Origin of the sequence: Parashewanella curva, assembly GCF_003675895.1 — a bacterium.
In the GTDB taxonomy this organism is placed as follows: Bacteria; Pseudomonadota; Gammaproteobacteria; order Enterobacterales; family Shewanellaceae; genus Parashewanella; species Parashewanella curva.
In genome coordinates this window covers 192,385-210,792 of sequence record NZ_ML014753.1, presented here as the reverse complement: position 1 = coordinate 210,792, position 18,408 = coordinate 192,385, and the positions used below count along the sequence as shown (strand labels likewise).

General features: G+C 39.9%; 17 protein-coding genes and 8 tRNA genes. 18 read left to right on the top strand and 7 right to left on the bottom strand.

Annotated elements, in window-relative coordinates; all coding sequences use genetic code 11:
* Positions 1-37: 37 nt before the first annotated feature.
* Positions 38-1,741 (bottom strand): hypothetical protein, encoded by a 1,704-nt coding sequence (locus D5018_RS01050; RefSeq protein ID WP_121837126.1) that lies wholly within the window; start codon positions 1,739-1,741, stop codon positions 38-40.
* 240 nt (positions 1,742-1,981) lie between these two features.
* On the opposite strand from D5018_RS01050, the gene D5018_RS01045 reads away from it, so the two are divergent.
* The 3 genes from D5018_RS01045 (at position 1,982) to pncB (ending at position 4,304) form a co-directional block, all read left to right on the top strand.
* Positions 1,982-2,344, top strand: a complete 363-nt coding sequence (locus D5018_RS01045; protein WP_121837125.1) for a diacylglycerol kinase — start codon at positions 1,982-1,984, stop codon at positions 2,342-2,344.
* Positions 2,345-2,487: 143 nt separating this feature from the next.
* Positions 2,488-3,147, top strand: a complete 660-nt coding sequence (locus tag D5018_RS01040) for an isochorismatase family protein (RefSeq protein WP_207819178.1) — start codon at positions 2,488-2,490, stop codon at positions 3,145-3,147.
* Positions 3,144-4,304 (top strand): nicotinate phosphoribosyltransferase, encoded by a 1,161-nt coding sequence (gene pncB / locus D5018_RS01035; RefSeq protein WP_207819176.1) that lies wholly within the window; start codon positions 3,144-3,146, stop codon positions 4,302-4,304. Before D5018_RS01040 ends, pncB begins: the two co-directional genes overlap by 4 nt.
* A 13-nt stretch (positions 4,305-4,317) precedes the next feature.
* On the opposite strand, the gene D5018_RS01030 is transcribed toward pncB, so the two are convergent.
* Positions 4,318-5,532 carry a hypothetical protein gene (locus D5018_RS01030; protein ID WP_121837123.1) on the bottom strand — a complete coding sequence of 405 codons (1,215 nt, stop codon included), beginning with the start codon at positions 5,530-5,532 and terminating at the stop codon, positions 4,318-4,320.
* Between the two features lie 265 nt (positions 5,533-5,797).
* Positions 5,798-6,406 (bottom strand): short chain dehydrogenase, encoded by a 609-nt coding sequence (locus D5018_RS01025; protein ID WP_121837122.1) that lies wholly within the window; start codon positions 6,404-6,406, stop codon positions 5,798-5,800.
* Between the two features lie 198 nt (positions 6,407-6,604).
* On the opposite strand from D5018_RS01025, the gene pth reads away from it, so the two are divergent.
* The 12 genes from pth to D5018_RS00965 all read left to right on the top strand — a co-directional run bounded on the left by pth (position 6,605) and on the right by D5018_RS00965 (position 11,325).
* Positions 6,605-7,189: an aminoacyl-tRNA hydrolase gene (pth, locus tag D5018_RS01020; protein WP_121837121.1), complete on the top strand. Its 585-nt coding sequence runs from the start codon at positions 6,605-6,607 to the stop codon at positions 7,187-7,189.
* A gap of 18 nt (positions 7,190-7,207) precedes the next feature.
* Positions 7,208-8,299, top strand: coding sequence for a redox-regulated ATPase YchF (ychF, locus tag D5018_RS01015; protein WP_121837120.1), 1,092 nt, complete (start codon positions 7,208-7,210; stop codon positions 8,297-8,299).
* A 150-nt stretch (positions 8,300-8,449) separates the two neighbouring features.
* A complete protein-coding gene (locus tag D5018_RS01010; RefSeq protein ID WP_121837119.1) occupies positions 8,450-9,556 on the top strand; it encodes an ankyrin repeat domain-containing protein in 1,107 nt (368 codons plus the stop codon).
* Positions 9,557-9,702: 146 nt separating this feature from the next.
* Positions 9,703-9,779: transfer RNA gene (locus tag D5018_RS01005), tRNA-Met, on the top strand.
* A 33-nt stretch (positions 9,780-9,812) separates the two neighbouring features.
* Positions 9,813-9,897, top strand: a tRNA-Leu gene (locus tag D5018_RS01000).
* A 51-nt stretch (positions 9,898-9,948) separates the two neighbouring features.
* Positions 9,949-10,023 (top strand) — tRNA-Gln (locus tag D5018_RS00995).
* 27 nt (positions 10,024-10,050) lie between these two features.
* Positions 10,051-10,125 (top strand) — tRNA-Gln (locus D5018_RS00990).
* Between the two features lie 6 nt (positions 10,126-10,131).
* Positions 10,132-10,208 (top strand) — tRNA-Met (locus D5018_RS00985).
* A gap of 33 nt (positions 10,209-10,241) precedes the next feature.
* Positions 10,242-10,326 (top strand) — tRNA-Leu (locus D5018_RS00980).
* Between the two features lie 42 nt (positions 10,327-10,368).
* Positions 10,369-10,443 (top strand) — tRNA-Gln (locus tag D5018_RS00975).
* 37 nt (positions 10,444-10,480) lie between these two features.
* Positions 10,481-10,565: transfer RNA gene (locus D5018_RS00970), tRNA-Leu, on the top strand.
* Positions 10,566-10,653: 88 nt separating this feature from the next.
* Entirely contained in the window at positions 10,654-11,325 is a 672-nt protein-coding gene (locus D5018_RS00965) for a class I SAM-dependent methyltransferase (RefSeq protein ID WP_207819174.1), read from the top strand.
* On the opposite strand, the gene D5018_RS00960 is transcribed toward D5018_RS00965, so the two are convergent.
* The 3 genes from D5018_RS00960 to hldE all read right to left on the bottom strand — a co-directional run bounded on the left by D5018_RS00960 (position 11,319) and on the right by hldE (position 14,243).
* Positions 11,319-11,777 (bottom strand): TetR family transcriptional regulator, encoded by a 459-nt coding sequence (locus tag D5018_RS00960; protein WP_121837118.1) that lies wholly within the window; start codon positions 11,775-11,777, stop codon positions 11,319-11,321. The genes D5018_RS00965 and D5018_RS00960 overlap by 7 nt on opposite strands.
* A 196-nt stretch (positions 11,778-11,973) precedes the next feature.
* The gene (locus D5018_RS00955; protein ID WP_121837117.1) at positions 11,974-12,813 is read right to left on the bottom strand and encodes a hypothetical protein; all 840 of its coding nucleotides are present in this window, start codon (positions 12,811-12,813) and stop codon (positions 11,974-11,976) included.
* On the bottom strand, positions 12,813-14,243 hold the full coding sequence (hldE, locus tag D5018_RS00950; RefSeq protein WP_121837116.1) for a bifunctional D-glycero-beta-D-manno-heptose-7-phosphate kinase/D-glycero-beta-D-manno-heptose 1-phosphate adenylyltransferase HldE: 1,431 nt from the start codon (positions 14,241-14,243) through the stop codon (positions 12,813-12,815). Before hldE ends, D5018_RS00955 begins: the two co-directional genes overlap by 1 nt.
* A 91-nt stretch (positions 14,244-14,334) precedes the next feature.
* Here hldE and lpxL point away from each other — a divergent pair, with 91 nt between their 5' ends.
* From lpxL to D5018_RS00935, 3 genes are all read left to right on the top strand, one after another.
* Positions 14,335-15,261: an LpxL/LpxP family Kdo(2)-lipid IV(A) lauroyl/palmitoleoyl acyltransferase gene (gene lpxL / locus D5018_RS00945; protein WP_121837115.1), complete on the top strand. Its 927-nt coding sequence runs from the start codon at positions 14,335-14,337 to the stop codon at positions 15,259-15,261.
* A 127-nt stretch (positions 15,262-15,388) separates the two neighbouring features.
* Positions 15,389-15,940, top strand: a complete 552-nt coding sequence (locus D5018_RS00940) for a porin family protein (RefSeq protein WP_165904972.1) — start codon at positions 15,389-15,391, stop codon at positions 15,938-15,940.
* A gap of 58 nt (positions 15,941-15,998) precedes the next feature.
* Positions 15,999-16,592, top strand: a complete 594-nt coding sequence (locus D5018_RS00935; RefSeq protein ID WP_121837113.1) for an outer membrane beta-barrel protein — start codon at positions 15,999-16,001, stop codon at positions 16,590-16,592.
* Between the two features lie 11 nt (positions 16,593-16,603).
* Here D5018_RS00935 and D5018_RS00930 read toward each other — a convergent pair whose 3' ends face one another.
* Complete coding sequence (locus tag D5018_RS00930; RefSeq protein WP_121837112.1) at positions 16,604-18,331, bottom strand: potassium/proton antiporter; 1,728 nt, start codon at positions 18,329-18,331, stop codon at positions 16,604-16,606.
* Positions 18,332-18,408 lie beyond the last annotated feature (77 nt).

Below are 18,408 nucleotides of genomic sequence, written 5' to 3'. Positions count from 1 at the left end.
TAAGGCTCAACGCTATGATTAGGTTGAGCCTTATTTTTTACTGAATTACTTGTTCTTTATTGAGTTCACTTTCCACATTCTTTTCAAGAAATAACCCACACAATAGCAGTTTGTCTTGCATAGATAATCTAGACCAACAGTTTGGTTTTAGCTTATTGACCAGTAGAGAAATTGCTTCATTTCTTTCTCTGACAAATCTTTTTTCAACCTCAAAGGGGGCTTGTGTTAACAATCTATGTATTAGTGGTTTAATTTGATCTAAGGGGTAAGAAGACAACATTTTCTCAAAAGTCTGGATTCGTTGTTTTATTAATATCATCATCCTTTCTGCATAGACAATTCGTTGTTCAAAAGAGGTTGATGAGCTGAAAGGCATGGAAAATAAAAGCATAGATTGAATGATTAGATCAGAATCAAGTAACTGCTTTTCTTCTTCGGGAATATCTAACCATAACCGTTTGGCAAGCGTTATATATTCAGCGTAAGCGCAACTCATAAAGTGTGGGGATAGTTCAGAATGCTTGGATAAATATTCTAATTGAATTCCTTCAAACTCATGACCTGAAAAAAATAAGAAATGATTATTTACAGTATCAAATTCAGGCTGAAGCAATCTTTCGCTTTTAGCTATAAATGCTTGTGTTTTTCGATGCATAAGTAAGCTTGAGCTTTCTGAATGTATCAACCCTTCATGTTGCCAATCGTGAAATAGCATCTGTGGGGGGGAATAGTGTCCTCCATCATGAAATTCATGAACTTTTTTTATCATGCCCATAGGAACAAATGGCAGAAAAGTAAACAGATTCAGTTTTTTCATACTTAACGGTGAAAAACTAATAAAAATCACCTTTTCGGTAAAATGAGCCTTTACTGATTTCAAAAACGTATTGACACTAAAAATACCTCCTGTATTGCCCGTTTCAGTAAGCGCACTTATGTGAATAGATAGTAAGTCAAAATTGTCGGTATCCATTGCTAAAGGACTGGTCAGTTCGTGCCAAGGAAGTGTTAGTAATTCATCCACATTCTTCTTCATTTCGATATTAGAATAGCCGCCATAGATGGTTGTATTCTCTATGCAAGGTGTTTGACCTTTATTTACGGATCTGACTAGTTGCTCTAATTCATCACACCATTTTGGGTTATGTGGGTCATTGCACATATACACCAATTTTGCGCATGAAAAAATTGCACAAATGTGAATGGATTCTTCGTATGGGTAATTGTTGACAGCTAATTGTTGAATTCGCGTAATGAGCTTTTGTATTCCAGTTCTATCGTTAGGTTTTGTTGTTTCAAACTCGAGAACTTCATTTAACTGCTCAAGCATAATGTCACATGTGTGCTTAATCCCCAGCATTGGCAGTGGCGTCCCCCTCTTTAGGTTAGCCAAATAAACCTGTGAGCATTCCCAAGCCATGTCTCCTTCAGTTTGGCTGATCAGTTTATTGATAAAATCTTCTGGGGGCCACAAAGCTGGGTTTTCATTTCCCATTAATGAGTTAATGGTGGCTGGCATAGGAACTGAGTCAGTGAATACAGATGCGGCTGAATGCTTGCTGCATTTGGGGGATGTCTCAGATAGCCATTCTCTCCACTCAAATTCAGTAACCTTTTTTTCAAAATGGAATATATAGAAGTGTTCATTTTGCATCCGAAGGGCTTCTGTAGAAATCAATCTACTAGTCTTATTCTTTTCGTAATATAAAGCAGTAGTTACTCGGGCAATTTCAGGAAACATCAATATCAAGCTAAAATATACATGCTTTAAAAATAGTCTATACGTTATCGAAAAGCTCTATTCTAAATAAAGCTTAATCTCTTTTGGAGCTTGAGCATGATATTTCTAACTGCTCAGTTTTTGGTGAAGAAGTGATGAAATTAATAAGCTGGGAGGGATTTCTTTATCACATTTTTTCACTCTTAGGTTGTTATGCTAATATTCACTTTCTTCGACAAGACTATGTTTTAGGGACGTTATATGGAAAAACAACGTGGATTTAAACGCTTAATTTCTGCTTTTAAAAACTCTAATCGAGCGCTTACTTGGTTACTAAAAAATGAAGCCGCATTTAAACAAGAAGCGTGGTTGTTACTTATTTCTATCCCTGTAAGCTTCATTATTTCCAGCTCAATTGCAGAACAATTGTTATTGATTTCTAGTGTCGTGTTTGTGATGTTTGCAGAAGTAATAAATACCGCAATTGAAGCCGTGGTTGATCGAGTTGGACTTGAGCACCATGAACTTTCTGGTTTGGCAAAAGATTTAGGTTCATTGGCCGTTTTAATCAGTCTTTTGCTTTGTCTTCTTGCATGGTGCTATGTGATTGTTCAAAACTTTTAAAGCCCAGTCGAAGCAAAGCAAATTGATAAAGTGAGTCTATTTTTGAAGTAACTCAATTTAAACTTTCCAAGAAAAAGGCTTTTCTTGACGCACAGACAAAACCTTTTCATTATTGCCCTAGCTAACATAAACATACACGAATTATGACAAACACGCTGCGTTTACCCAATAGATCACAGATTGCCTCGTTAGATGTCGATGCCCAGAATTGTTTTACTCCGCTTTGCCCTGATGAATTACCCGTTCCTGATGGTCACTTGATTGTTGATGAATTGAATCTTCAGGCAAGCTTTGCAGATGTAAGAGTCGGATCTAAAGATGCGCATCCTAAAAATGCACTATGGGAAACTACAGATGAAAAGCCAATTCTAACTCCGGTATCAGCCAAAAATGTGGACTTGCATTGGCCTCGACATGCAATTGTTGGAACCTTTGGTAGTGAGCTTATCAAGGGCTTACCAAAACCTGAAGAATACGATTACTTTGTTTGGAAAGGCATTGAGCGAGACCTTCATCCTTATGGATGTTGTTATCACGATCTTACGGAATCTTTAAGTACGGGAATCATCGAATATTTATCTGCCAAAGGGATAAAGACCATTTTAGTCGGTGGCTTGGCGTTAGAGCATTGTGTTATGACTTCAGCGCTCCAGTTGTCAAGGGCTGGATTTGATGTTGTGGTCAACCTCAAGGCGACCAAAGGACTGGACTCTCTAGCAATTGAACAAGCAATTAAACAAATGAAAACCAAAAATATCAAGTTTATCGATGGTTGTGATCAATTAATGGTAACTGAATCGTGAAGCCTATAATCACTTCCTTGCTGGACACTGATTTTTATAAATTCACCATGCAGCAAGCTATATTTCATCATTATCCCAACACGCAAATTGAGGCTAAATTTCATTGCCGTTCAAACGTGGATTTATCATGGTTGATAGATGATGTGAGGTTGCAAATAGATTCGTTATCTAACTTGAAATTGAGTGATGATGAAGCCTCATGGTTAAGTCAATTAGGTATATTCGCCCCTGATTACCTAGAGTGGCTTGGCCAATTTCGTTTGCAGCCTGAAACGGTAAATGTTGGGATTACCAATGGTCAATTGAGTATTAGCGTAAAAGGTGGATGGTTAGAAACTACTTTATTTGAAATATACATACTGGCTATCATCAGCGAATTACATGGTGAGAAGTCACAAAGCAAAAACGTAATCGAACAAGGCCAAAGTCGCTTAAATGACAAGTTAGTTGATCTAAAAAAACACTCAATTTCAGGTTTTTGTTTTAGTGATTTCGGAACTCGTCGCCGCCATAGTAAAGTTTGGCATAAGCAACTGTTGCAGACGATTCAGTACCAAATGCCAGAGGTTTTAGCGGGCACTAGCAATATGTGGTTGGCTAAGTCCTTAAACCTGCCCGTAACGGGCACCATGGGGCATGAATGGTTGCAAGCTCATCAGGCTTTAGCCGGCGACTTGGCTGATAGCCAGAAACAGGCATTAAAAATCTGGCTGCAAGAATATCCTCGAAAGCTTGGTATTGCACTGACGGATACAATTAGCATGAAAGCTTTTTTGAGTGATTTTGATCTTGAACTCGCTGAAGCCTTTCAAGGCCTGAGACAAGATTCAGGTGATCCAATTTGGTGGGGTGAATTAGCTCTAAGTCACTTTGAGAGTTTAGGTATTGATGCAATAAGTAAGACCTTCGTGTTCAGTGATAGTCTAAATTTTGAAAAGGCATTGGCAATTTATCAGCACTTTTGTGGTCAAGTTAATATCCAGTTTGGTATAGGTACTTGGTTAACCAATGATGTTGGCCAACAAGCATTAAATATGGTGCTGAAAATGGTGAAGTGTAATGGGAAGCCTGTAGCAAAAATATCTGATGCTCAAGGGAAGACCTTGAGTAAAGATATTGAGTATCTGAAAAGGCTTAAGTCAGCCTTTGATTTGTAAGCTGAGGCACGCCCTAGTTGCGCCTTCCCGTTATAGGGCTCAAAAACAAAGAGGTTAACGGATTCCTTTTTCTTTCAGGTTTGGGGGATGTTAGTTTCTGCTCTCCAGAGCCGAGTTGCGAAGAACAAGTTTGAGGAACTTCTTCGGTTTCAATTTCTACATCTAACCAATCTGCTCTTTTTACGGTAATGGCTTGCTGCCATTGTTGCTGTATGTTCCTAGGTGTATTGTTACACTCTTGCTCTAAGAGTCCATGAATTAAGGAAGCTACATGGCTTAATTTAGACTCGTTTAAAAAGCGTAAAAGCAAACTCACATTTTTTTGGCTTTGTGTCCGGCTCTTAGTATTGAGAGTTTGGTTAAATTTCTCTCTATCAGTAATAAAATACTCACCAGTAGTAGCTGGCGATATTCCCCAAGTTTTAAGCGCTGTATCAAGGTTCACCTTGATATTTTCTCTTATTGCATCACTCGTATGAATTTCAATAACCATTTCTCGTGTAAGCAAAGGAGCTTTAGGGCAATCCCGATGTGGTTCAGATATTGGAAATAGTAAATGAAAATAATTATTTCCGTTCTCAAGTTGATTAGGTCTCATTGATTGAATGCTAGATAGCTTTAGTGTGCTTCCCGGAGCATTTTGCTTCCCGATCATGAAGTTTTTCCAAGCTTGTGTGATTTTATGGTGCTGTTCATGACTTCTTTTTGAAGCGGAACTAACGCTCCTTAATACTGCGGGTGCTTGGCTTTGAGTTGGGAGCAAAGGTGTGTACTCAGTGCAATCTCTTTGTGGGTTCACAGTCCACACTATTGGTTTTTTCAATAATGAAGTCGTTCTAGCACGTGAGTTAGGAAATGCAATGTTGACGTTTACAGTCGTATTTTGCTTGACCACTTTCCCGGCAGAGTTTTTCGATAACACTTGATATGCAATGTAGTCTATTTGCACATTTTCTGTTAAACAATCTTTTAGTCTAGACAAGTGATTTCTTGTCTCTGCTCCAGATCTTGAGTGGGATATGTGGAATATCTCAATAGCAGCTTTAGATTTATCTCTCCCACAGACCCAATTAATGAATCTGTGCCACTTTGATGTAAAATGAGCATCGAGATCAGTTAGTTCTCTCGCATTTTGTATTTTAGCGATTTCATTCGGCGAGAAGCTACTGCTGCTCAAATTAAAACGTGAGCGAAGCGGAATGGAAGGTGTAGCGTTTGCTGTAGCCATAGAGCATGCCCAAAAGGAGAACCAAATTGTGATTCTATGGAGAATCCAGCGAGTTTCAATAAGATAAATAAAGTTTAATCATTGTTCTAACAGCTAAACATAAATAACTCTCTATAACACAGTTTCTTAGACATATTTGGGTTTAAAAACAGCCTAAAAGTAATCAGAAGGATAGCGACCAGATATGAAAGGCTCAAATGCACGTTTTGCGGAATGCTTCAACTGGTCGCAAGTATATTATGTTTAGCTTAATTGGGAACGCCCCCTAGTTATTCTTGTAGGCTTTAAACACTTTCCCCGTTTCAACACCTTCTACTGCTCGGACATAATATTGGGCAACTTCTTTTGCTGAAATAGATTGAAAGCCAGGGAAGTAATCAGCATAAGTATCCAGCGATTCAGTGAGTACTGATGGACTTACGCAATTAACTCTAATACCTCTTGTTAGCTCTAGCGCTACATGAGGAACAAAATGATGAATCGCACCGCTTAAGGTTGCTGCACTAATCCCCGTTGAAATGGAATGGTCGGCAATAATACCTGTCGTTAACGTAATGCTACCATTATCATTTAGTATTCTGGCGGCTTGTTGTACTAAGTAAATCTGCCCCATTAAACGACTATTGATCCCAATATCCCATTGTTCGCGAGTCATTTCATTAAATGGTGCAAAAGCAACAGCCCCAGCTGCGCAGATTACTGCATCGAGATTGGTTAATTTTGCAAATGCAGAATTGATAGAAGCTGAGGAAGAAAGATCAATTAAAATATCGCCTTGAGAGCGAGAAGCTTTGATTATTTGATGTTTGGATTCTAATTCAGAGACAATGGCTTGACCTATAGTGCCAGTAGCACCAATAATGAGTATTTTCATAGTTTATTTAAGTGACCTTCATAAAAAATAATCATATCAAAATCAAAAGCTTTTGTGGTTAAACTTTGTTCATTCTAAATAATTTCCCTTGTAGTTTCAGGCTGAGAGTGCGAAGCAAATACAAACAAAGTTTAAAAGCCACTCACTCAGTGGTAAAATTCCCCGTTTTTGAATCTTTCACTAAGAATTAGGCAAAGAATGAGCGACATAAAACTGATCGTCGGTTTGGCAAATCCAGGTACTGAATATGAACGCACTCGCCATAATGCTGGGGAGTGGTATGTTCGAGAGTTAGCGAGAATAACCGGAGCCAACCTTGCCATGGACAGTAAATATTTTGGCTTAACGGCCAGAACCACCTTACATGGAAAGGACGTTCGTTTGCTTATTCCTACCACTTTTATGAATCTAAGTGGAAAGTCGGTTGGCGCATTAGCAAATTTTTATAAAATTGCGCCTGAGCAAATATTAGTGGCTCATGATGAGTTAGATATGCCTCCCGGCATTGCAAAGTTTAAGTTAGGCGGTGGTCACGGTGGTCATAATGGTTTAAAAGACATCATCGCTAGACTTGCCAATAACAAAAATTTTTATCGGCTTAGAATTGGTATTGGCCATCCTGGCAATAAAAACTTAGTCAGTAATTATGTATTGAGTAAAGCCAGCCCAACCGATCAAACTTTAATGGACGCCGCTATTGATGAAGCGGTTCGTTCTACTGAAATACTGTTTAAGCAGGACATGGCTAATGCCATGCAAAGACTGCATTCGTTTAAAGCATAACGCTAAAGGTAATTAATTATGGGATTTAAGTGCGGCATTGTTGGCCTTCCTAACGTGGGCAAGTCCACACTATTTAATGCATTGACTCAAGCTGGTATCGAAGCGGCAAACTTTCCGTTTTGTACTATTGAGCCTAATACTGGGGTGGTTCCTGTACCTGATGCACGTCTTAATGCATTGGCTGACATCGTAAACCCTGAAAAAGTATTACCTACCACTATGGAGTTTGTTGATATTGCAGGCTTGGTTGCGGGGGCTTCAAAAGGCGAAGGTCTAGGTAATAAGTTCTTAGCGAATATTCGTGAGACTGATGCAATTGGACATGTGGTTCGTTGCTTTGAGAATGACAATATTGTTCACGTTTCAGATGGTGTCGATCCAGCTCGTGATATCGAAGTTATCAATACTGAGCTAGCATTAGCTGACTTAGATAGTCTTGAACGTGCGGTTTTACGTCAAACCAAAAAAGCGAAAGGCGGTGATAAAGACGCTAAATTCGAGCTAACGGTTTTAGAGAAAATGCGTCCCGTTCTGGATGAGTGCAATATGTTGCGTTCTCTTGAGCTAGAAAAAGAAGAGTTGGCGGCAGTTCGCTATCTAAACTTCTTAACGCTAAAACCAACCATGTATATTGCCAATGTAGCTGAAGATGGTTTTGAAAATAACCCACATTTGGATGCGGTTCGTAAGATTGCTGAATCTGAAAATGCGGTAGTTGTTCCAGTTTGTGCTGCGATTGAATCAGAGCTTGCAGAAATGGATGCTGAAGAGCAGGAAGAGTTCTTATCTGAGCTTGGTTTGGAAGAGCCGGGACTTAATCGTGTAATTAATGCGGGTTACACTCTTCTAAACCTTCACACTTACTTTACCGCAGGTGTAAAAGAAGTTCGCGCTTGGACTGTCCCTGTTGGAGCATTGGCACCACAAGCTGCTGGTGTGATTCATACGGACTTTGAGCGTGGTTTTATTCGTGCCCAAGTAACTTCTTATAATGACTTTATCGAATTCAAAGGTGAAAACGGTGCTAAAGAAGCCGGAAGGCTTCGTGTTGAAGGTAAAACGTATGAAGTGAAAGACGGCGACGTGATGCACTTCTTATTTAATGTATAAACCTCCAGAGATAAACTTCTTTTCAACGCCACGTTTGTGGCGTTTTTTCTTTCTTATTTCATTACCTTATTAAATAGCTAGCTATATTCTTTGAGTATCTATGCTTTTGGTTTTACTTTTAAATATCCTTTACGATAAAAGAGTAATGTCATGGCTACCGCTTCTCCTGTCTCATCAATCCCTGAAATAATAATGAACGCACTCGTAGATAATGACACTTACCTTTTCGACGATGAGCATACCGTTAAAGCTGTAATTGATGGGCATCAATACGATGTTACTTTAGGCTGCGATAAAAATAAAAAATGGAGATGTGCTGTAAGAGCGTTGAATGAATCTCCAACTAATGAAGTGCCTGTTGTAAAAATGAGTCAGCTACAGCGCTGGGCTTCAGTTCGTAATATAGAAAAACAAGTAAAGAGCTTACTGAAAGTCAAAGGTTTTGCTGCTCATGGTGAAACTACAAAACTTAAAGCATTTTGTGGAAAACACCCCAGTGCTATTGAGTTGTGGGATGAATTTTTCAGAACCCCATTAATTATTTCGGCAGCTTTTGGCAAAAAAGGAACTGTCAGTATGCTGCTAGAAAGTGGTGCAGAAGTCGATGCTGTTGATGATCAAAAATCGAGTGCGCTTATTTGGGCTGCGTCTTTTGGAGAGAGAAAATGCTTAGAATTATTGATAAACGGTGGAGCGGATTTAAATAAATCGAATATTAGGGGGAATACTGCATTACACCATGCAGTGCTCAGAGAGCATTGGGGATGTGTAAAACTGTTGATTGAGCACAGAGCCGACATGACGATACAAAATCTTAATATGGCAAGCCCAATGGAACTATGTTTATCACAACATTATAAGCAAGATATTTTTGAGATGATGCTTGAATCGTCTATGTCATTAGTGAACTTTGATGCTGCGAAGCAGTTTAGGCTAGGTGCGATAGCTGCCAATACAGGGAATATTCGAGCGTTGAAGGCCATGAACAGCAGAGGCGTTTTACTATCTAATATGCTTGGTAAATTTGGTAGCGAAGATTTTAAATTCACAATACTCACGCAAGCTGCTATGAGCAACCAACCTAAAGTAGTTAAGTGGTTACTGAATAATGGCGCAGATAAAGCGATCTGTGATGCTAATGGAAAGAGAGCTTATGATTATGCGACTAAAAAAGTCAAAAGAGATTGTCCGGAGCTTATCGATGAAGGCGTTGCTTTTTCGAGTGAGGAAGAAAATCTCAGTGTAAGGTCGCAATAATAAGCAAAATTAGACAAATTTTAAGTGTCTTGCCCAATTCATGACCGTTTGATGAGATTAGGCGTGTTTTTGATAAAAAAGCAGTTGACCTGCTTGGGGCGAATAAGCATAATACGCCCCGTTCCTCACGAGGAGCAAAACAAAGTGGCTATGTAGCTCAGCTGGTTAGAGCACAGCACTCATAATGCTGGGGTCGCAGGTTCAAGTCCCGCCATAGCTACCATCTTCTCTAGGATGTAAAATATAGGGACTCCGTGCGGGAGTGGTGGAATTGGTAGACACGCCAGATTTAGGTTCTGGTGCCGCAAGGTGTGAGAGTTCAAGTCTCTCCTCCCGTACCATTTAATAATTTACTTTGTTAACGTTAAATTGTTAAATAAGCTTTCTTAGATTGGGGTATCGCCAAGCGGTAAGGCACCGGGTTTTGATCTCGGCATTCCCAGGTTCGAATCCTGGTACCCCAGCCATTTTAAGTAAGCGCCAATATGATTTAATGGGGTATCGCCAAGCGGTAAGGCACCGGGTTTTGATCTCGGCATTCCCAGGTTCGAATCCTGGTACCCCAGCCATATTACGGCTATGTAGCTCAGCTGGTTAGAGCACAGCACTCATAATGCTGGGGTCGCAGGTTCAAGTCCCGCCATAGCTACCATCTTCTCTAGGATGTAAAATATAGAGACTCCGTGCGGGAGTGGTGGAATTGGTAGACACGCCAGATTTAGGTTCTGGTGCCGCAAGGTGTGAGAGTTCAAGTCTCTCCTCCCGTACCATTTAATTTAGGCTGCTTGGTTTGAATTAAATAAACCCAATATTGGGGTATCGCCAAGCGGTAAGGCACCGGGTTTTGATCTCGGCATTCCCAGGTTCGAATCCTGGTACCCCAGCCATATTTTCGTACTTTAGTAAAAGTGCAATCTTGTCTATGCGGGAGTGGTGGAATTGGTAGACACGCCAGATTTAGGTTCTGGTGCCGCAAGGTGTGAGAGTTCAAGTCTCTCCTCCCGTACCATCTTTTAAGTATTCTTAATTTATTATCAAGCAAATATTCATATTCTTAATGCTATGCTTATCAGCATTACTGCAGTTTGAGTAGTGTTATGAGTTCTAAAATATCACCAGAAACCATTGATGCCGGTCAGGCTATTTACTCTAAAAAAATTTTAATGATCTATGACATTTGGGTGCTTGGCATTTCAAATCGTTTTATTTGGCGTTGTCCCACCAAACATCTTCGAGCTTTATTTTCTGAACACGTCAGTGACAATCATCTCGACGTCGGGGTAGGTACTGGGTATTTTTTGGATAAGTGCTTGAAAAACAAACCACGTAGAGTGGCATTATTAGATCTAAACCCAAACAGTTTAGCTGCTACAGCACAAAGGGTTCGCCGTTTTTCACCAGAAATTAATCAAGGTAACGTATTGGAGCCAATTTCGTTAAAAGGAGATAAGTTTGATTCCATCAGCATTAATTATTTGCTTCATTGCTTGCCCGGGAGCATGGCTGAAAAATGCCAGGCTTTTGGCTTTTTAGCCGAACATATTACGCCTGATGGAGTGCTATTTGGTAGCACTATAATCGGAGAGGGATTACCTAAAACATCCGTAGCAAGCAAATTGATGAATTTTTATAATGAAAAAGGCGCTTTCAGTAATATCGGGGATGATGTCTCTAGCCTGAAAGCGGGATTAAAGCATTACTTTGATGATGTAGAACTCTATACCATTGGGTGTGTAGCTATTTTTGTCGCACGTAAAGCTATTCAATAACTAAGCAAACTTACAGCTGCTGATCCAATTAAAAATTTCAGGAGTTTCTCACCTTCTTCACCTAGCTTTTTTTTGGCTTCTTCAAGACTGTTTTCTATTGCTTGAAATTGACTAATTGATGAATACTCATTGCCACATAGGCGAAAGAAGAGTGAAAGTACGGCTTTTGACTCTGGCTCATCAAATGATTTGAACCAAGATGCTTCGAGGCTATTAATAGATGTGAAATCGAGTGCTCCAACAAAGAGCTCAGCAATTCTGTCATCTAGTTTAACCAAGAAATCGGTTTTTTTAGGGAAGTGATGACTGATCCCCGTTCGACTGATCCCTGTTGCTTGTGAAAGGGTCGTGTACGACATATTATCAAATCCGATTTCTATGATTTGTTTAAATGCCTCATCTTTAATTTGGTTTATGGTTAATTCTGTCTGAGACTTAGATCGTTTTGCCATAGATCAGTTTCCTAATTCAACAATCAACAGATTTGTTTCCTCGAGCTTTCACGTTTTTATCGAAACCTGTTTGATAAAAGCGTTTTGACAAGGACTCAGTAATCTCTCTTCTCTTACTGATTAACAATGACTGATATTAAGTTGATTCTGAGCTTATCAAAGGGGAGCGGGTTTTGCTTTTAATTCAACCAATTGTTCAGGGGTGATTCAGATTATTGGCTAAAGGTAGTGCAAGGCTTTTAAGCAATGTGCGAGCTTGCTTTTTATCGAGCAATGCATCCAAGGTGGGAGCTAAATAGGCACTGAATTTTTCACGCCGCCACGACAAATACCGACGCTGATTAAACGTGCTATGGGAATGAAACAAATGTTTTATGAGGGAACGAAACTCACGACGTTCATCTTGGCTTAAAGGGGAGTAATGGATTAAAAGATCACTGGCAAACTCTGTATAAGAAGGAAACGCTAAGATGTCTTCAGCGTTATAGTGTTCGAGTACATAATACAACAGAGGCACGCTCCAGTGAGAGTAATCAGATTCCTGATTTATCACATTTAAGTTGCGGCGATGATATTGTTGCCACGCGAGTTCTAAGCTTTTGGTTTTGTTGACACTTTCCCACACTGTGTATAGATCAGCAAAGCTCTCGTGTTCGCTTTTTGTCAGTGGTCTTTTTAGCAAAGGTGCGATGATTTGATTATTTTGTAAATGCCCTTGTTCATGCCATAGGCTAAGTTGCAATGGTTGTTTCAGCTTTAGCTGAACCTTGCTTCCTTCAATAAAGCTGTATACTTCACTGGCAGTGGCTTTAGGGTTTAAAAAAATGACTCCGGATAACGTTTTATCCTTAAAGGAAATGACCATGGCATCGCGAAATGCCATATTATGTGCAATGTTTTGTGAAGATACGGTCTGTTGAACTGAGGTGGGGAGTTGCTGTATGCACTCACTTAGGCGATTGATATTACAGATTAACGCTTGTTTATCTTCAATATTTACCCAAAAACTGGCCGTTAACAGCAACCCAGACAGCATTATTGATTAGCCATAATATTTTCAATAATGGCGGTAGTAGAAATACCATCTTCAAAACAAAGAACTTTCACTTTACCACCTGCGGCTATCACTTCTTTACCGCCAGCAATGTCTTCAACTTGATAATCACCACCTTTAACCAGTAAATCCGGAAGTAAGTTTGCAATTAAACGCTGTGGCGTATCTTCGCTAAAAGGTACAACCCAATCAACCGCATTCAGCCCAGCCAATACTGCCATTCGTCTATCTAATGTATTGATAGGACGCTCTTCACCTTTTAGGCGTTTAACCGAATCATCTGAATTTACTGCAACGATGAGTCTGTCACCTAAATTTCGAGCTTGAGAAAGGTAGCTGACATGACCTGCGTGCAAAATATCAAAGCAACCATTGGTCATTACGATCTTCTCACCTTTAGCCTTAGCTTGTTGCAGGGTATCTAATAGCTGATGTTCAGATACAACACCTAAGCCTGACTCTCCGTGATGAGTCTTTAATGCTTCAATAAGCTCGATACGTGAAACTGTTGATGTCCCAAGCTTACCGACCACAATGCCTGCTGCGGTATTGGCTATCAAACAGGCCTGAGCTAAATCACTGCCAGCCGCCAAACAAGCGGCTAATGTTGAAATTACAGTATCGCCAGCCCCTGTCACATCATAAACTTCACGGGCTACAGTTGGGATATGTAATACTGGCTCGGAACGACTGACAAGAGTCATGCCTTTTTCTGAACGAGTGATCAAAATAGCTTCGATATCAAAGTCATTTAGAAGTTGTTCCGCTTTTTGTTGCAAGTCATGTTCATTTGCAACTTTACCAACAACTGCTTCAAATTCTGATAGGTTAGGAGTGATCAAGCTTGCGCCTTGATAGCGAGAAAAATCACTGCCTTTGGGGTCGACTAACACTTTAACATTCTTTGATTTTGCTTTAGCAATAAACGCTGTTGGATTGTAGATGGCTCCTTTAGCGTAATCGGATAAAATCGCTACAGAAGCACTATCCAGATGCTTTTCTGAACTAGTCAGTAATGCTTCGCTATCATCTTCTGTAAAAGGTTCTTCAAAATCTAAACGGATCAATTGCTGATGACGAGAAAGAACTCTTAACTTGGTGATGGTTGGTAGTTGAGAAACGGAATGCCATTTAGGCGTTACACCTTGTGCCTCTAATGATTTTGTTAATGAGCGACCTGTTTCATCTTCTCCAATGATTCCTGCTAGTTGAACTTGTCCCCCTAGGCTGGCGATATTGAGGGCAACGTTGGCCGCTCCACCCGGTCTGTCTTCACTTTGATCAATTTTTACTACAGGCACAGGTGCTTCTGGAGAAATTCGCCCTGTTGGGCCTGTCCAGTAGCGGTCTAACATCACATCGCCAACGACGAGCACTTTTGCATTTTCCAGCGCGGGAAGAGAAACCTTCATGGTATTTAATCTTTTACAAGAAATAATAAGGTTAGATTTTACCGTAGATGAGTTAAAATGTTACTAATTTTTATTTTGTAGTGAGTCACTCGTGGTAGATAAGGCTGATTTTTCTTTTCGATTATTACACCCTAAGTTTTGGTTGGTCTGGTTTGGTGTTGGCCTAGTTCGTTTAACCTTATTGTTACCGCTTTCTTTACAAATGAAATTGGGAGCAGGAATTGGTCGATTAGCGTTAAAGCTAATAGGTAAGCGTGCAAAAACGGCCAAGCGAAATCTTGAATTATGTTTTCCTGACATGCCGAAAGAGGAGCAAGAAAAGCTACTGCTAAGCAACTTCGAAGAAACCGGAAAAGCGATTTTTGACTCAATCAATGCATGGTGGTGGAGTGATAGTCGAGTGCAAAAGCACATGAGCTTGAAAGGTGCTCATCATGTAACTGATAACATTAACGCGGGTCATGGCGTCATTTTATTCGCAGTGCATTGCTTACCATTAGAAATGGGCGCAAGGATCATTGGTCAGTTTAATCCGGGAGTTGGGGTTTATCGCCCTCATAACAACCCTGTTATGGAATACCTTCAAGTAAAAGGTCGTTTACGTTCGAATAAAGGCCTCATTCCAAAGCGTGATATGCGTAAAATGGTTAAAGCTTTGCGAAATGCTGAGTTGATTTGGTACACCGCAGATCAAGATTTTGGCCGTTCTAGCGCCGTATTCATTCCATTTTTTGGCGTTAAAGAAGCTGCTACGATTACTGGCGCGACGACATTGGCTAAATTGGGTAAAGCTAAAGTGGTACCAATGTTTGTTGAGAGAAATGAAGGTGATACTGGATACAGTGTAGAATTAATGCCACCTCTTGAGGACTTTCCAGGAGAAAATGAAATAGATGATGCGCTTCGTGGTAATAAAATCATTGAAGAGTTGATCAGTCGCAATCCTGCTCAATGGATGTGGTTACATCGTCGTTTTAAAACTCGACCTGATGACGATAACCCGAATTTATACAAGTAACACCTGATACCATTTATTCTAAACGCTTTTACTCTAATAAATGCAGGCATTTTCAGTTGGTGTTTTGAAACTCTTAACTATACTGAATGCAAATTGGTATGAGAGTCTATTTATCGGAGAAAGTGTTATGAAATACTGTTTAGCGGCTTTACTGGTTTGTTCTTCTTTTCATGCATTAGCTGAAGATAACCATGCTTTGGCGATTGCATTGAACTTAGGCGATACCTCAAGCAATAGCAAAACAATTGAAACAGATAATGGTAAAATCGGTTTGGATTTTTCATATCGATACCAGCTTGATAACAACTGGGGCATTGAAGCCGGTTATAAATCGGTAGATACAGAGCCCCTAGAGTTAATCTTCAATCATGTTCTTAACATTTCTGCGCTAGATGCTCTAGATAGCTTTAGGTTAGCGGGTGTTTACTCACAACCTCTTTCTGAGCGAAATCGAATTGTTTTTAAATTGGGTGCTCAACGTTATTCCACTGAGTTTGACCAGAAAGTTTCTAATACAGAAACCAGAACTTATACCAAAACCGGTGAAGGGGTTTATGGCGCCATAGGTTGGCAGTATCAGTTTGATTTCGGTGGTGAAATAAATTTCTTTTACGATTACAGCAAAATGGATAAAGTGGATTTAAAAACCTTTAACCTTGGTTTTGGTTATCGCTTTTAATTGTGTATCAAAATTGTTAACTTAACTTTGTTTTAATGTTGTTAACAAAGGAAGTTAAGTGAAAAACACATTATCTTTTGCAGCCCTGTGCTGCATTTTTTCTTTTTCTGCAGCTGCGGATGAAATAGAACATCACCATATCTCTACAGGTTTATCATTAGGGACTATTCAAACAACCTCTAAACTTAAGTTTAATGAAGACTATTCATTGATGAGTCATGACATTGCTTATCAGTATCGATTTAATCAAGATTGGGCTCTTGAAGTCGGCTATCGATATGGCTCGCCACCATCAATTTACGCGGCATTCGGACGTATCTTTGGGCAAGAATTTGAATTCGATAAAGTTAAAAGCATGCGTTTAGCAGGTGTATATAATTGGTCACTATCGAGACGTAACCTGCTTCAAGCTAAATTAGGTATCCAGCAATATAATGTGAAATATACCATTATTGACGTTGAAAAAGATGAACCAAATGGTGTGAAAAGAGTGTACAACGGCTATACCAAATCAGGTGCTAATGCATTCGTAGGATTAGGATGGAAATATCAGTTCGATTCAGGTTTAAGTTTAGGGATTGATTTTGACTATCAGCCTATGGAAGTCGCTAAGACTCAATCATTTACTTTTAACGTTGGTTATCGCTTTTAAAGTCACTTACCTTATTTAGGCAATTGTATCCCTACGCGGCTAATTTTATCATCTTGCATTTCAGCCACAATCCAGCGTAGGGATTGCCATTTAAACTGATCACCTATTACAGGGGACTCACCAACCTTACTATCAAATAAGTCTTGTACTTTCCAATTTTGATACTCTTCGGTAAGCGTTATGGCATACATAGGCGCCAGTTGTAAAAGTGGTGTTTGTGGATCAATAAAGAAATCCCCCAAGAAACGAGTCGGTGTAATACCAATATCACTCTCAGGAGCTTGGCTGAAGAGTTCACTTAATGCCGTCAAGTTAATTTCTTTTGCTAGAACACACAGTACATCATCTTTTTTTAGCTTAGTTCTTGCGGATGGCTGTAACATTTTTTGATTTCTGAACAACGCGACCACTCTTGTGCCTTTAGGCATACTCAGAGAATTTAACGGTTCACCAATGCACCATTTGTTGGAGCCCAGTTGGTAAACAAAAACTTCCCAATCACTTTTTGGGTAGATCTCGATGCCTGAACGAGAAATGGGTTCTGGTTTCGGAGGTAAAATAACCTTTGCTAATTTTGCGGCATAAGTAAGTGTTGAACCTTGAGCTAACAATGAAACAAGAACAACGAAGAAGGCGACGTTAAAGTAAAGCTGTGCATTAGGTAGGCCTGCCATCATTGGATAGACGGCAAGAATAATGGGAACTGCTCCTCTTAACCCTACCCATGAAATAAACCAGCGTTGGCGTTTACTAAAATGTTTGAAAGGCAATAAGCTTACCCATACTGAAATAGGGCGGCCAATAAAGATCATTCCAAAAGCCAATAACAAACTTGGCACAATCATGCCGGTTAGTGATGATGGGGTCAGCAGTAACCCTAATATTAAGAACATACCAATTTGGCTCATCCAAGTCACGCCATCGAGTACTGCCAAAATAGTGTGGCGTCCGCGGGTCGGGTGGTTTCCAAGCCACACACCAGTGAGATAAATGGATAAAATACCGCTGCCACCTAGACTATTGCTGATAGCATAAATTAGTAATCCACCACTTAAGGCTAAAATGGCATACAAGCCTTCGTCTAATTGTATATGGTTGATGAGTTGCCAAAGTAGCCAGCCACCACCGATACCTAAAGCGATTCCTACTCCAAAGTTTTGAATAAAATGCCAAATCATCATAAAGCCTGAGGATTCTGCTTGGCTCATAGATAGAAGTGAAATAAGAGTAACGGTTAGAAATACCGCCATAGGGTCATTGCTACCTGATTCAATTTCCAGTGTTGCCTCTACCCTTTCATTAATGCTCAATCCTTTCATTAATGAGAACACCACTGCGGCATCAGTAGAGCCAACGATCGCTCCCAATAGTAACCCCTGCATTATGCTTAAATCAAAAAGCCAAGCGGCCATAGAACCTGTTATGATGGTGGTTAACGCAACACCTAAGGTTGAGAGAGATAAGGCTGGGCCAAGAGATATTTTAAAGCTACTTACCCGTGTTCGTAATCCGCCATCAAGCAGAATAATGGCTAGAGCAAGGTTGCTGACAAGGTATGCGAGAGAGAAGTCATTAAATACAATCCCGCCCAATCCATCCACGCCAGCTAAGATGCCAACGGCTAAAAAAACCAATAAGATAGGAACACCAAGACGAGATGATAGGGGGCTGAGCAATACGCTGATAGCGATCAAGATTGCAGAAATAAGAAAAAAACTATTTATCCATTCAGCGCTCAAGCTTTGCTCTCCTATAAACTAGAAACGGACAACGACATAGTCAGTATGACATATTTTTATTACGGATTGTGTTTAAG